This window comes from Streptomyces natalensis ATCC 27448 (genome assembly GCF_000935125.1).
Lineage (GTDB): Bacteria > Actinomycetota > Actinomycetes > Streptomycetales > Streptomycetaceae > Streptomyces > Streptomyces natalensis.
The window spans coordinates 219997-233029 of the sequence record NZ_JRKI01000010.1; the positions used below are offsets into that span (position 1 = coordinate 219997).

Annotated in this window: 15 protein-coding genes; 11 read left to right on the forward strand and 4 right to left on the reverse strand. The window is 72.8% G+C overall.

From position 1 onward, the window contains the following. Window positions 1–7: 7 nt before the first annotated feature. The gene (locus SNA_RS43125) at window positions 8–178 is read right to left on the reverse strand and encodes a hypothetical protein (protein ID WP_198535007.1); all 171 of its coding nucleotides are present in this window, start codon (window positions 176–178) and stop codon (window positions 8–10) included. A gap of 296 nt (window positions 179–474) precedes the next feature. Between SNA_RS43125 and SNA_RS09355 the strand changes: the two genes are divergently transcribed. The 4 genes from SNA_RS09355 to SNA_RS09370 all read left to right on the forward strand — a co-directional run bounded on the left by SNA_RS09355 (window position 475) and on the right by SNA_RS09370 (window position 4645). Then, on the forward strand, window positions 475–1782 hold the full coding sequence (locus tag SNA_RS09355) for an NYN domain-containing protein (protein ID WP_044364275.1): 1308 nt from the start codon (window positions 475–477) through the stop codon (window positions 1780–1782). 61 nt (window positions 1783–1843) lie between these two features. After that, entirely contained in the window at window positions 1844–2854 is a 1011-nt protein-coding gene (locus SNA_RS09360; RefSeq protein WP_420823462.1) for an ABC transporter ATP-binding protein, read from the forward strand. A 16-nt stretch (window positions 2855–2870) separates the two neighbouring features. Continuing rightward, window positions 2871–3776, forward strand: coding sequence for an ABC transporter permease (locus SNA_RS09365; protein WP_078969784.1), 906 nt, complete (start codon window positions 2871–2873; stop codon window positions 3774–3776). 92 nt (window positions 3777–3868) lie between these two features. Beyond that, a complete protein-coding gene (locus tag SNA_RS09370) occupies window positions 3869–4645 on the forward strand; it encodes an ABC transporter permease (RefSeq protein ID WP_078969785.1) in 777 nt (258 codons plus the stop codon). Window positions 4646–4686: 41 nt separating this feature from the next. Here the strand turns inward: SNA_RS09370 and ybaK are convergent, their stop codons facing one another. From ybaK to SNA_RS09385, 3 genes are all read right to left on the reverse strand, one after another. Next, the gene (ybaK, locus tag SNA_RS09375) at window positions 4687–5184 is read right to left on the reverse strand and encodes a Cys-tRNA(Pro) deacylase (protein ID WP_030068230.1); all 498 of its coding nucleotides are present in this window, start codon (window positions 5182–5184) and stop codon (window positions 4687–4689) included. 84 nt (window positions 5185–5268) lie between these two features. After that, window positions 5269–6015 (reverse strand): LON peptidase substrate-binding domain-containing protein, encoded by a 747-nt coding sequence (locus tag SNA_RS09380; RefSeq protein ID WP_030068231.1) that lies wholly within the window; start codon window positions 6013–6015, stop codon window positions 5269–5271. 125 nt (window positions 6016–6140) lie between these two features. After that, window positions 6141–7742: a hypothetical protein gene (locus SNA_RS09385; protein ID WP_044364276.1), complete on the reverse strand. Its 1602-nt coding sequence runs from the start codon at window positions 7740–7742 to the stop codon at window positions 6141–6143. A 246-nt stretch (window positions 7743–7988) separates the two neighbouring features. On the opposite strand from SNA_RS09385, the gene hisD reads away from it, so the two are divergent. The 7 genes from hisD to SNA_RS09420 are packed head-to-tail and all read left to right on the forward strand — an operon-like array spanning window position 7989 to window position 13030. Further along, on the forward strand, window positions 7989–9335 hold the full coding sequence (gene hisD, locus SNA_RS09390) for a histidinol dehydrogenase (RefSeq protein WP_030068234.1): 1347 nt from the start codon (window positions 7989–7991) through the stop codon (window positions 9333–9335). Window positions 9336–9343: 8 nt separating this feature from the next. Continuing rightward, window positions 9344–10450, forward strand: coding sequence for a histidinol-phosphate transaminase (locus SNA_RS09395; RefSeq protein WP_420823464.1), 1107 nt, complete (start codon window positions 9344–9346; stop codon window positions 10448–10450). After that, complete coding sequence (gene hisB, locus SNA_RS09400) at window positions 10447–11040, forward strand: imidazoleglycerol-phosphate dehydratase HisB (protein ID WP_030068236.1); 594 nt, start codon at window positions 10447–10449, stop codon at window positions 11038–11040. The genes SNA_RS09395 and hisB overlap by 4 nt, the downstream gene beginning before the upstream one ends. Next, a complete protein-coding gene (locus SNA_RS43130) occupies window positions 11037–11201 on the forward strand; it encodes a hypothetical protein (protein WP_030068237.1) in 165 nt (54 codons plus the stop codon). The genes hisB and SNA_RS43130 overlap by 4 nt, the downstream gene beginning before the upstream one ends. Then, the gene (gene hisH / locus SNA_RS09410; protein WP_030068238.1) at window positions 11198–11845 is read left to right on the forward strand and encodes an imidazole glycerol phosphate synthase subunit HisH; all 648 of its coding nucleotides are present in this window, start codon (window positions 11198–11200) and stop codon (window positions 11843–11845) included. Before SNA_RS43130 ends, hisH begins: the two co-directional genes overlap by 4 nt. 8 nt (window positions 11846–11853) lie before the next feature. Further along, window positions 11854–12576, forward strand: a complete 723-nt coding sequence (priA, locus tag SNA_RS09415) for a bifunctional 1-(5-phosphoribosyl)-5-((5-phosphoribosylamino)methylideneamino)imidazole-4-carboxamide isomerase/phosphoribosylanthranilate isomerase PriA (protein ID WP_030068239.1) — start codon at window positions 11854–11856, stop codon at window positions 12574–12576. A gap of 31 nt (window positions 12577–12607) precedes the next feature. After that, window positions 12608–13030, forward strand: coding sequence for a Rid family hydrolase (locus tag SNA_RS09420; protein WP_030068240.1), 423 nt, complete (start codon window positions 12608–12610; stop codon window positions 13028–13030). Window positions 13031–13033 lie beyond the last annotated feature (3 nt).

Below are 13033 nucleotides of genomic sequence, written 5' to 3' on the forward strand. Positions count from 1 at the left end.
AATCACGTCAGTTGTGGCCGAACCGCCGCTGATGCTTACGGGCGACATCGGCCGGGCTGCCCTGGGCGTGCGCCTGGGGCTGGGAGATGGCCTCGATGGTCGATTTCTCGGCCGCCTGCTGGCCGCGTTCGGCCGGACTGCTCTTCTGCTGCTTGCGTTCCTTCTTGCTCTTGGCCATGGCCGTGCCTCCTGAGGGGGATCCTGGATCGGGACCGGGATCAGAGTTACACGGCACGACAAAAGCCGCATTTCGGGCAATTACTGTGCGTGAGAGGGGGCGTGAGGCGCCGTATCCCGCCAATGCTCACCACTTGCACCGAACTTCCCCGCCGAATCCGCCACGCCGATGATCCAGACGGGGCAGATAACACCCGTACGGTCGGGCAGACTCGAGGGAAAGCCGAAGAGAAACTCGTGCCACGGGCCGAGCCGGGGGGCGTCCGGACTTCAGCACCTCAGGGAAGAGGGTGGAACGTGGATCGCTGCGTCGTCCTGGTGGACGCCGGTTATTTGCTGGGCGCCGCCGCGAGTCTGCTCGCGGGAGAGCCCGCCCGCGCCCGGATCACCGTCGATCACACCGCCCTCATCCAGGGCCTGCGCCAGCGTGCCGAGGCCGATACGGAACGGCCCCTGCTGCGCATCTACTGGTTCGACGGCGCCCCCGACCGCGTCCCCCAGCCCGAACACCGCAGACTGCGCGTGATGCCCCGGGTCACCGTCCGGCTGGGTGCCCTGACCCGCAGCGACGGCCGCTGGGCGCAGAAGGGCGTGGACGCCGCCATGCACGCCGAGCTGACCGAGCTCGCCCGCAACCGCGCCTGCTCCGACATCGTCCTGGTCACCGGCGACGGCGATCTGCTGCCCGGACTGATGTCGGCCAAGGAACACGGCGTGGCCGTCCACCTGTGGGCCGTCCAGGCCGCCGACGGCGACTACAACCAGTCCGAGGACCTGGTCGCCGAGGCCGACGAACGACGGGTGCTCGACCGGACCTGGATCACCCGCGCGGTACGTGCCAAGGAACTCGGCGGGCCCTGCGCCACGCCGCCCGCCCCGCGCCCCGAGATCGCCGCCATCCTCTCCGCCCCGCTGCCCGAGTCCGCCGTCGCCGCGGCCGCGGCGGCCGCCGCCGGCGCGGACTCCGACGGCCCCGCCCACGAACGCGGCGGCAGCAACGGCACCGCCCGCCCCGCCGCCGACGGCCGCGACGAGGCGAACGCCGGCCCGTCCGCCTCCGGGTCCTCCCGCGTCGTGCCCACCCCCAAGGACCTCGCCGGCCTCGGCCGCACCCACGCCGCGCCCCAGGGCAACGGAAACGGCAACGGCAACGGCAACGGGAACGGCACCCAGGTGCCCGCCCCCTCCGCCACCCTGCGCTGGTCCTCCGACAAGGGCTGGGCCGAACGCGGCCCCGTCGGCGAACCGTCCGAGACCGCCTCCCTGCCCACCCTCGCCCAGCTCACCAGCGCCGAACAGCGCTGGGCCGACCGCGAGGAGGACATCACCGCCGTCAGCGGCGACCCCTTCGAGGTCGGCCAGGTCTTCGCCCGCCGCTGGACCGACCGGCTCACCGACACCGCCCACCTCCAGCAGCTCTCCACCGAGTACCCCCGCATCCCGCACCGCATCGACGGCGAACTGCTGCGCTACGCCGCCCGCTTCGGCCTGCTCGCCCACAAGGACGACCAGATCGACGAACACGACCGCTACGCCATCCGGGCCGGATTCTGGCGCGAAGTCGATCTGCGCACGGCGGCCGAACACGCACCGGCCGGTGACTGAGTCCGTTCCCCCAGTGCCCCGCGGACCGGGGGCTCCTCCGGGCCGCGTACCCTCGTAGCTCGTGAGGACGGGCGCAAAACAGGTGGACCGCGGCGCGGCGGCATGCACGGTGCGGGACCTGGTCAAGACCTACCCGGCGGCGCGCGGGCGGCGCGGGGCGGACCGGGGGCCCGCCGTGCGCGCCAGCGACGGCATCAGCCTGGACGTACGGCGCGGCGAGATCTTCGGGCTGCTCGGCCCCAACGGCGCCGGCAAGTCCACCCTGGTACGCCAGCTGACCGGACTGCTGCGCCCCGACTCCGGCACCATCCGCGTCCTCGGCCACGACCTCGTACGCCACCCCGAACGCGCCGCCCGGCTGCTGGGCTATCTCGGCCAGGAGTCCACCGCCCTGGACGAGATGACCGTCGCGCTCGCCGTGGAGACCACCGGGCGGCTGCGCGGCCTGGACGCCGCCGGGGCCCGCAGCGCACGCGATGCGGTGCTCACCGAACTGGGTCTGACCGGCATCGCCGCCCGCCCCCTCAAGAAGCTCTCCGGCGGCCAGCGCCGGCTGGCCTGCTTCGCGACCGTGCTGATCGGCGAGCGGCCGCTGCTGGTCCTGGACGAGCCGACCACCGGGATGGACCCGGTCGCGCGCCGCGCCGTATGGGCCGCGGTCGACCGCCGCCGCGCCGAGCGGGGCGCCACCGTCGTCCTGGTCACCCACAACGTCCTGGAGGCCGAGAGCGTGCTCGACCGGGTCGCGGTGATCGACCGGGGCCGGGTCATCGCCTGCGATACGCCCGGCGGCCTGAAGGAACGCGTCGCCGACGAGGTCCGCCTCGAACTGGTCTGGCGCGACCGGCCGCCCCTGGACGTCGCCGAGGTCGCCGCCCTGCGCCCGGCCGCCCAGGTCTCCGGCCGCCGCTGGACCCTGCGCCTGCCGGCCGACGAGGCCCGCGCCGCGGTCTCGGCCGTGACCACCGGCCCCGCCTTCGCCGCCCTGGACGACTTCACCTTCGCCACGCCGAGCCTGGAGGACGTCTATCTCTCCCTCGGCGGCCGCGGCCAGGGGCTGGTCAAGGCATGAAGGGACCGGTCACGGCATGAAAGAGCGCACGGCGACGGGGGCGGCCAAGGGGGACGGCGCAGAGCACGAACACCAAGAAGGGCTGGATGACGGCGTGAGCGTGGTTCCCCCACAGGCGGCGGCTCCGGCCTCCCCAGGCACCGGAACGGGGCCCGACGACGAACCGGCCGCCCCGCTGGCGCCCCGCGCCCGGCTGCTGCCCGCGCTCGGCGCTGTCTACCGCGCCCAGCTCTCCCGCGCCCGGGTCGCCCGGATCCCGCTGCTGTTCGTCGCCACCTTCCAGTCCGTCGGGATCATGATCATGATGCGCGGGGTGGTCGACGGCGGCACCGAGGCCCGCTTCGTGGTCTCCGGCGCCAGCGTGCTGGTCGTCGCCTTCGTCGCGCTCAACCTCCTCGCCCAGTACTTCGGGCAGCTCCGGGCCGGCGGCGGACTCGACCACTACGCCACGCTGCCGGTGCCGCCGGCCGCCGTGGTGCTGGGCGCGGCCGCCGCCTACGCCTCGTTCACCGTCCCCGGCGCCGTGGCCACCGCCCTGGCCGGCGGCGTCCTCTTCCGGCTGCCGATGGCGCATCTGTGGGTGCTGGCCGCGGTGATCCCGCTCTCCGGCGCCGCGCTCTCCGGCCTCGGCGCAGCCCTCGGACTGCTCGCCCCCCGCCAGGAGATCGCCACGCTCTGCGGCCAGCTGGGCATGTCGGCCGCCCTGCTGCTCGGCGTCCTGCCGCCCGGCGGGATGCCCACGGTGATCGACTACGCCCGCGATCTGCTGCCCTCCACCTACGGGGTGGAGGCGCTCACCCGCAGCTTCGCGGCGCGCCCCGACTGGCTGATGGTCGGCGCCGACCTGGGCGTCTGCGCCGCCGTCGGCGTCCTCTCGCTCACCGCCGCGACCTGGGCGTACCGCCGCGCCGCGGCCCGCTGACGGCGGCCCTGGCGTCCCACCGACCTCTTTCATTCCTGCCCACCCTCCTCCCCTCTTCCCGCCCCGGCGCGCCGACCTGGCACGATGACGGGGTGACCGCACCGCTGACGCCACGCAACAACCAGCCGCCGAACGAGCCGCCGCACCACGGCCGGCCGCCCGCCGACGACGCGCCCAGCCCCTGGGCCGTGCCCGCCGCGGACCACGGGGCCACGGCCGAGGACGGCGGCCCCGGCCTCGCCCGCGAACTGCGCGAGGCCGCGATGATCGCGCTCGTCGTCGCGCTGTGCGGCCTGCTGCTCGGCGCGCTGTGGAACTGGCTCGCCCCGCACACCCCGCTGATCGCCGACACCAAGGCCGTCTATCTCAAGAACACCGAGGGCGAGGAGGCCATCGCCGCGGACGGCACCTTCATCCTGCTCTCGCTGGCCTTCGGCGCGCTCACCGCCGCGGCGGTCTTCCTCTTCCGCCGCCGGGGCGGCGTCCCGCTGGTGGTGGCGCTGGCCGTCGGCGGCCTCGTCGGCGCGCTGCTGGGCTGGCGGATGGGCATGTGGCTGGGCCCCGTCGCCGATGTCGCCGCCCATGCCAAACAGGTCGGCCCCGGCGTCACCTTCGACGGCCCGCTCCTGCTGGGCATGAAGGGCGCGCTCCTGGCCTGGCCGGTCGCCGCGACGCTGACCCACCTCGTGCTGACCGCCCTGTTCGGCCCGGCCGACCCGCAGCCGGCCGGGTACTGGCCCGCGGCGGACGGCACCGCGGCGCCGGAGGGCCCGGCCCCGTCGGACGGCAGCCCGGCACCCAGCGGGCAGGAACGTCCGGCACCGCACGAGCAGCAACGGCCGGGAGAAGAGCAGCCGCCGGCCCCCTGAGGGCCTTGGGGCCTTTCCGACCCTGACCCGTCGGACAGGCCCTAAGGGAGCCGGGCGATCGGCGCGAGCAGGGCACCCGTGAGCGTCACCAGGTCCGCGGGTGCCAGCTCGACCTCCAGACCGCGCCGGCCCGCCGAGACGCACACCGTCTCCCGGTCCTCCGCCGAGGCGTCGACGACCGTCCGCAGCCGCTTGCGCTGCCCGAGCGGCGAGATGCCGCCGCGGACATAGCCCGTGGCCCGCTCGGCCGCCGCCGGATCCGCCATCGCGGCCCGCTTGCCGCCCACCGCTGCCGCCAGCGCCTTGAGATCCAGCGAACCGGACACCGGCACCACGGCCACCGTCAGCGCCCCGTCCACCTCCGCCAGCAGCGTTTTGAACACCTGGTCCGGCGACACCCCGAGCGCCTCGGCGGCCTCCTCGCCGTACGAGGCGACGGCCGGGTCGTGCGCATAGGAGTGGGTGGTGAAGGCGACGCCCGCCTCGGTGAGGGCCACCGTCGCGGGGGTGCCCACGGATTTCCTGGACTTCTTCGCCAACGTCGTCGTGCCTCGCGTTCGTGCGTCGCGTTTCCTGCCCCGCGTTTCGTGCCCCGCGTCGGGCGGACCTGCCGGTGCGGGCGGTCAGTTGGGGCTGGTCGGCTGCCGGGTCAGGTCCACCGCCGGCAGCGACGGGAGCTTACCGAGCAGTGCCGACTCCTGGCGCAGCAGTGTCAGCTCCTGGCCGAGCCGGTCCGCGGTGTCGGGCGCCTCCAGCAGCCGCTGCTTGGCGGGTACGTCCAGCACGGCCGCGGCGGCGACCAGGTACGACAGCACCGACGGGTCGGCCGGCAGGTCCTGGCCGCTGGAGATCGTCCGCTCGTTCGCCCAGGCCAGCCGCTTCTGGTAGGTACGGAAGGCCCGTACGACCCCGGAGGCCAGCGCGCCCGCGCCCTCGCCGGGGTCCTCCTCCAGCTCCTCCGTCTCGGCCGTCAGATACGGCCCGGAGGCGTCCACCGACCGCAGCCGGAAACGGGTGGTGCCGGTGGCCAGCACCTCGTAGCCGGCGTCCGGGCCGGGCGATTTTTCGCGGATGGTGGCCGCGTCCGCGACACAGCCCACCGCGTGGAACGCCTGGATCGGATCGTCACCGAAGCCGGCCGCGGGCCCCTCGGCCGTCGGCAGCGTGGCGTCCGGCATGCCCTGCGCCGTCGGGGCGACCTCCCGGCCGTCCCGGATGGCGACCACCGCGAAGTGGCGCTCGTCCTCGGGCCGCTCGGCCAGATCGCGCATCATCGCTCGGTACCGCGCCTCGAAGACGTTCAGCGGGAGAACGAGCCCCGGGAACAGCACCGAGTTGAGCGGGAAGAGCGGCAGGCGCAGGGAGGTCACAGCCCGTAAGCCTAGAGCCTGTGGCCACGGAGCCACCCCCGCGGGTGGGCCGCAGGCATCACCGCCCCGCCCCACCGTGCGAAACCACCAACGGCTCCTGCCCCGGCCCACCCCGCCGTACGGGATTATTGCCGCCTCAACAACCGCGAGGCTCCGGCCGCCACCGTCGTGGCCAGTACCCAGCCCAGCATGATCAACACGGCCGCCACCCACTGCGCCCCGCCGCCCGGTTTCCACGCCGAGCCCTGGTTGAGGTCGATCACCGGGAGGAGGAGGTCGAGGGAGTAGAGATACGGGTTCCAGGGCGGGGCCTCGCCCTGTTTGAGCGGGGGCGGGGGGTACTCGGAGAAGTAGAGGGTGCCGAGGGCCCAGAGGATGGCCATCCAGACCGCGGCCCGGCCCGGACGGTAGCCGTACGCCACCGTCCAGTCCTGTAGGAAGCCCCATGTCTTGGCCGCCAGCGGCAGCGTCTCGCGGCGCCGTCGCTGTTTGGCCAGCAGCACCTCGCGGGCGTCGGCGTCCTCCCCGCTGGTGCGCAGCGAGGCGGCCAGCATCTCGTACGGCTCGGGCGCGTACTCCGGGGTCGCCGCGGCCACCCACTGGAGCCGCAGCGCCAGCGGGAAATGACCGCGCGGGATCAGCGTCTCGTAGGCGAAGCCGGCCATCCACAGCCCGCCCAGCCCCGGCCAGCTGGCCGATTTGTCGACGAGGTTGACCACCCGGGCGCCGGAGAGGATCACCCGCCCGCGCTGCGGCCGCTCGCACAGGAACCGCAGCTCGGGCGTCTGGATGCGGCGCAGCGACAGCTCCTGGTCGGACTCCATGAGGAAGCGGGCGTGTTCGAGATCGATGGCGTCGCCGAACCTCCCGTCGTCCAGCCGCATGCCGCCCTCGCATTCGAAGCGCTGCATCCGGGTGCCGCGCGTGGGGGTGACCGAGATGCCGTAGGGGGGAGTGGTGCCGCTGGAGAACGGGGAGTTCGCCAGGCCCGCGGCGGTCAGATACAGGGTGCGTTCCACGGTCAGCTGCGGGGCGTTCAGTGCGCGGCGGCCGAAGGGGTTGCTCAGCCGGCTGCCGCGCAGGCTCAGCGAGACGCCGATGGTGGCGCCGCGCAGCGACAGCTCGCCGTAGGACTCCAGCATCTCGGCCTGGAGGTCCTGGGCGACGGTCAGGCCGTCCGCCATGATCGAGCGGCCCTGGCGGTCCTTGTGCGCCACGACCTGATTGAGCATCAGGTCGGTGCCTATGTGGGCGTCGGTGAGCCGTATGCCGTTCTGCACCACACAGCGCGGCAGGTGCAGATCGCCCTCCGTCTGGAGCCGGGCGGCCTCCAGCCGGGGGATCGCGCAGTTCACCAACCGCAGGGTGGTGAACCGGCTCTCGGGCAGTACCACCTCGGCCTCGAACCGGCAGTCCCGCAGCTCGATGAATGGCTTGATCGTGCCGCCCGCAAGGTCGAGAGTGTCCGTGATGTACGCACCCGTGAGCTTGAGCGCCGAGACCCGCCCCGGCTGTGCGGCCGGCCCTTCGAGGAGCAGCAGCGCCAGCACCCGGGCCCGCACCCGCCGCTCGGGTCCCCACAGATGCTGTCCGTGCGGATCGTCGCGGGCCGGGTCCCCGATGTGCAGATCGCAGGTACTGCCGTTGCGGAAGGCCTGCCACATGCTCCATTCCGCCGATGTCAGCCGCAGGTCGGCGGGCGCATCGCCGTCTGCCGGACCGGTCACCTGGATCCCCCTTTCCCTGCCCCCGTGCCTCGCGTGGTCATCGCGGACGCATCCCCTGCATCCGTACGTCTGTACGGATCCCTTGCCCGGTCCGTGACCGGTTGAACACGCGCAGTGAGGGGTAACTCCGGTCAACTTCCCGCGGCCGGTACCGGCCCTTGCAGCGGGCGTCCGGCCGTGCCTCGCTGTGTATCACTGAGTGATACGGGCGGCCGGGCCCGAGATCGGGTCTGAGACACTGGGAGGGTGATCTCCCGAATCGATCTGCGCGGTGACGCCCTCCCCGAGGGCGGCGCCCTGCGCGACCTGCTGCCCCGTGCCGAGTTCGACGTGGAAGCCGCCCTGGAGAAGGTGCGGCCCATCTGCGAGGACGTACGCCATCGCGGCACCGCGGCGCTGATCGAGTACGCGCGGCGGTTCGACGGCGTCGAGATCGAGCGGGTGCGGGTCCCCGCCGAGGCGCTCAAGCGCGCCCTGGACGAGCTGGATCCGGCCGTCCGCGCCGCCCTGGAGGAGTCCATCCGGCGCGCCCGGCTCGTCCACCGCGAGCAGCGCCGCACCGACCACACCACCAAGGTCGTCCCCGGCGGCACGGTCACCGAGCGCTGGGTCCCCGTCGAGCGGGTGGGTCTCTACGTCCCCGGCGGCCGGTCGGTCTACCCGTCCTCGGTCGTCATGAACGTCGTCCCCGCGCAGGAGGCCGGCGTCGAGTCGCTCGCCGTCACCTCCCCGCCCCAGGCCGACTTCGGGGGGCTGCCGCACCCGACGATCCTGGCGACCTGCGCGCTGCTCGGCGTGGACGAGGTCTACGCGGCCGGCGGCGCCCAGGCGATTGCGATGTTCGCCTACGGCACCGAGGAGTGCCTGCCCGCCAACCTCGTCACCGGCCCCGGCAACATCTACGTCGCCGCCGCCAAGCGCCTGCTCAAGGGCCGTATCGGCATCGACTCCGAGGCCGGCCCCACCGAGATCGCCGTCCTCGCCGACGACACCGCCGACCCGGTCCACCTCGCCGCCGACCTGATCAGCCAGGCCGAGCACGACCCGATGGCCGCGGCCGTCCTGGTCACCGACTCCGTCGAGCTGGCCGACAGGACCGAGAAGGAGCTGGCGCCGCAGATCGCGGCCACCAAGCACGTCGAGGACCGCATCGTCCCGGCGCTCTCGGGCCGGCAGTCCGCCATCGTCCTGGTCGACGGCCTCGACGAGGGCCTGCGGGTCGTCGACGCCTACGGCGCCGAGCACCTGGAGATCCAGACCGCCGACGCCGCCGCCGTCGCCGCCCGGGTCCGCAACGCCGGCGCGGTCTTCGTCGGCCCCTACGCCCCGGTCTCGCTCGGCGACTACTGCGCCGGGTCCAACCACGTCCTGCCCACCGGCGGCTGCGCCTGCCACTCCTCCGGGCTGTCCGTGCAGTCCTTCCTGCGCGGCATCCATGTCGTGGACTACACCCGCGACGCGCTGGCCGAGGTCGCCCACCATGTGGTGACCCTCGCCGAGGCCGAGGACCTTCCGGCCCACGGCGCGGCGATCAAGGCACGTTTTGCCGAACTGAAGGACTGGGCCGACTGGAAGGTCCCGCAGAGCAAGTGAGCGAGCACGTGACCCGTATCGACGACCTCCCCATCCGGGACGAGCTGCGCGGCAAGTCCCCGTACGGCGCCCCCCAGCTGGACGTGCCGGTACGCCTGAACACCAACGAGAACCCCTATCCGCTGCCCGAACCGCTGGTGGCGCGGATCGCCGAGCGGGTGACCGAGGCGGCCCGCGAGCTCAACCGCTACCCCGACCGCGACGCGGTCGAACTGCGCACCGAGCTCGCCCGCTACCTCACCCGCACCGGCGGCCACCAGGTCACCAAGGACCAGGTCTGGGCCGCCAACGGTTCCAACGAGGTCCTCCAGCAGCTGCTCCAGACCTTCGGCGGACCGGGCCGCACCGCGATCGGCTTCGAGCCCTCGTACTCGATGCATGCGCTGATCGCCCGCGGCACGGGCACCGGCTGGATCTCCGGCCCGCGCAACGACGACTTCACCATCGACGTGGCGGCCGCCGAGCGGGCCATCGCCGAGCACCGCCCCCACGTCGTCTTCATCACCACCCCCAACAACCCCACCGGCAATGCCGTCCCCGCCGAGGCGGTCCTCGCCCTGTACGAGGCGGCCCAGGCGGCCCGGCCCTCGCTGGTGGTCGTCGACGAGGCATACGTCGAGTTCAGCCACGGCGACTCGCTGCTGCCGCTGCTCGACGGACGCCCGCATCTGGTCATCTCGCGCACGATGTCCAAGGCGTTCGGCGCGGCCGGGCTGCGCCTGGGCTATCTCGCCGCCGACCCCGCGGTCGTCGACGCCGTCCAGCTCGTCCGGCTGCCCTACCACCTGTCGTCCGTCACCCAGGCCACCGCGCTCGCCGCGCTGGAGCACACCGACACCCTGCTCGGTTACGTCGACCAGCTCAAGCGGGAGCGCGACCGGCTGGTCGCCGAGCTGCGCGCGATCGGCTACGACGTGACGGAGTCCGACGCCAACTTCGTCCAGTTCGGCCGCTTCGAGGACGCCCACGCGATCTGGCGGAAGATCCTCGACCGGGGCGTCCTGGTCCGGGACAACGGCGTACCGGGATGGCTGCGGGTGTCCGCCGGCACCCCGGCCGAGAACGACGCGTTCCTCGACGCGGTCCGAGATCTGAAGAAGGAGCTGAGCGCATGAACCGCGTAGGACGCGTCGAGCGCATCACCAAGGAGACGTCCGTCCTCGTCGAGATCGACCTCGACGGCACCGGGCAGGTCGACGTCGCGACCGGCGTCGGCTTCTACGACCACATGCTCGACCAGCTCGGCCGGCACGGTCTGTTCGACCTCACCGTCAAGACCGACGGCGATCTGCACATCGACACCCACCACACCATCGAGGACACCGCCCTCGCCCTGGGTGCCGCCTTCAAGCAGGCCCTCGGCGACAAGGTCGGCATCTACCGCTTCGGCAACTGCACCGTCCCGCTGGACGAATCGCTCGCCCAGGTCACCGTCGACCTCTCCGGCCGGCCGTACCTGGTCCACACCGAGCCGGAGAACATGGCGCCGATGATCGGCACCTACGACACGACGATGACCCGGCACATCCTGGAGTCGTTCGTCGCGCAGGCGCAGATCGCCCTGCACGTCCACGTCCCCTACGGACGCAACGCCCACCACATCGTGGAATGCCAGTTCAAGGCGCTGGCCCGGGCGCTGCGCTACGCCAGCGAGCGCGACCCGCGGGCGGCCGGCATCCTCCCGTCCACCAAGGGAGCGCTGTGAACGGCCTGTCGACCGTCTTCATCCTGCTCGGGCTCTTCCTCCTCGGCGGCGTCTACTCCTTCTGGAAGCAGCAGCTGCCCAAGAGCATCATCACCGTGCTCGCCATCGGCTCCGCGCTGTGCCTGGCCGCCGGCGTGCTCCGGCTGGAGGTGTGGAATTGACCGCCGCACCCCGTAAGCGCGTCGTCGTCTTCGACTACGGCTTCGGCAACATCCGCTCCGCCGAACGCGCCCTCGCGCACGTCGGTGCGGACGTCGAGATCACCCGCGACTATGACACCGCCATGAACGCCGACGGCCTGCTCGTCCCCGGCGTCGGCGCCTTCGCCTCCTGCATGAAGGGCCTGCGCGAGGCCCGCGGCGACTGGATCGTGGGCCGCCGGCTGTCCGGCGGCCGCCCCGTGATGGGCATCTGCGTCGGTATGCAGATCCTCTTCGCCCGCGGCATCGAGCACGGCGTCGAGACCGAGGGCCTGGACGAATGGCCCGGTACGGTCGGCCCGCTCAAGGCCGAGGTCGTCCCGCACATGGGCTGGAACACCGTCGACGCTCCCGAGGGCTCGCGGCTTTTCGCCGGGCTGCCCGCCGACGCCCGCTACTACTTCGTGCATTCCTACGCGGTGCACGACTGGGAGCTGGAGACCGGCAACCCGCACATCGCCGCGCCGAAGGTCACCTGGGCCGCGCACGGCGAGCGGTTCGTGGCGGCCGTCGAGAACGGACCGCTGTGGGCCACCCAGTTCCACCCCGAGAAGTCCGGCGACGCCGGCGCCCAGCTCCTGACCAACTGGATCAACACCCTGTGAGCACCCTGATGCCGAAGCTCGAACTCCTCCCCGCCGTCGACGTCCGCGACGGCCAGGCCGTCCGCCTCGTCCACGGCGAGTCCGGCTCCGAGACCTCCTACGGCGACCCGCTCCAGGCGGCCCTCGCCTGGCAGCGGGCCGGCGCCGAATGGCTGCATCTCGTCGACCTGGACGCCGCCTTCGGCACCGGCGACAACCGCACCCAGATCGCCGAGGTCGCCCGCTCCATGGACATCAAGGTCGAGCTGTCCGGCGGCATCCGCGACGACGACTCGCTGGCCGCCGCCCTGGCCACCGGCTGCACCCGCGTCAACATCGGCACCGCCGCCCTGGAGAACCCCGACTGGGTCGCCAAGATCATCGCCGAGCACGGCGACAAGATCGCGGTCGGCCTGGACGTGCGCGGGACGACGCTGCGCGGACGCGGCTGGACCCGCGACGGCGGCGACCTCTACGAGACGCTGGCCCGCCTGGACGCCGAGGGCTGCGCCCGCTACGTCGTCACCGACATCAACAAGGACGGCACCCTCCAGGGCCCCAACCTCGACCTCCTCAAGAACGTCTGCGCGGCCACCGACCGCCCGGTGGTGGCCTCCGGCGGCGTTTCCTCCCTCGACGACCTGCGGGCGCTTGCGACCCTGGTGTCCGAAGGTGTCGAGGGCGCCATTGTCGGCAAGGCGCTCTACGCCAAGGCCTTCACCCTGGAAGAGGCCCTGGCGGCGGTGTCATAACCGTGACCTAGCGGCAGCGAAAGGCGGCGTGATGACCATCGAACGCGTACGGACCGGCAGTCACTGGGAAGAGACCTTCGGGTCCGTCCGCGCGGTGGCCGCCGGCGACCGGGTCCTGGTCGCCGGCACCATGCCGCTGGCCGACGGCGTCCTCCAGGGCGAGGGCGACCCGTACGAGCAGACCAGGGCCGCCTTCGGCCATGCGCTGGCGGCCCTTAAGCCCTTCGGCCTGGACGCCTCGGCCGTGCTGCGCACCCGTATGTACCTGACCCACCTGCGCGATGTGGACGCCGCCGGCCGGGCCCACAAGGAGCTCTTCGGCGCGGCCCCGCCCGCCACGACCGTGGTCGTGGTCTCCGGCTTCGCCGACTCCCGCGTCCTGGTGGAAGTCGAGCTGGAAGCTTTCCGACAGCCGTCCGAACCCGCGGACCGGACACTCTTCAGAGAGGCCTGAACA

Bases quoted from the DNA above. Each gene is read 5' to 3' on its own strand.
- priA (WP_030068239.1), top strand. From the start codon at position 11,854: ATGCCGAAGCTCGAACTCCTCCCCGCCGTCGACGTCCGCGACGGCCAG.
- SNA_RS09365 (WP_078969784.1), top strand. From the start codon at position 2,871: ATGAAAGAGCGCACGGCGACGGGGGCGGCCAAGGGGGACGGCGCAGAG.
- SNA_RS09420 (WP_030068240.1), top strand. From the start codon at position 12,608: ATGACCATCGAACGCGTACGGACCGGCAGTCACTGGGAAGAGACCTTC.
- hisB (WP_030068236.1), top strand. From the start codon at position 10,447: ATGAACCGCGTAGGACGCGTCGAGCGCATCACCAAGGAGACGTCCGTC.
- SNA_RS43125 (WP_198535007.1), bottom strand. From the start codon at position 178: ATGGCCAAGAGCAAGAAGGAACGCAAGCAGCAGAAGAGCAGTCCGGCC.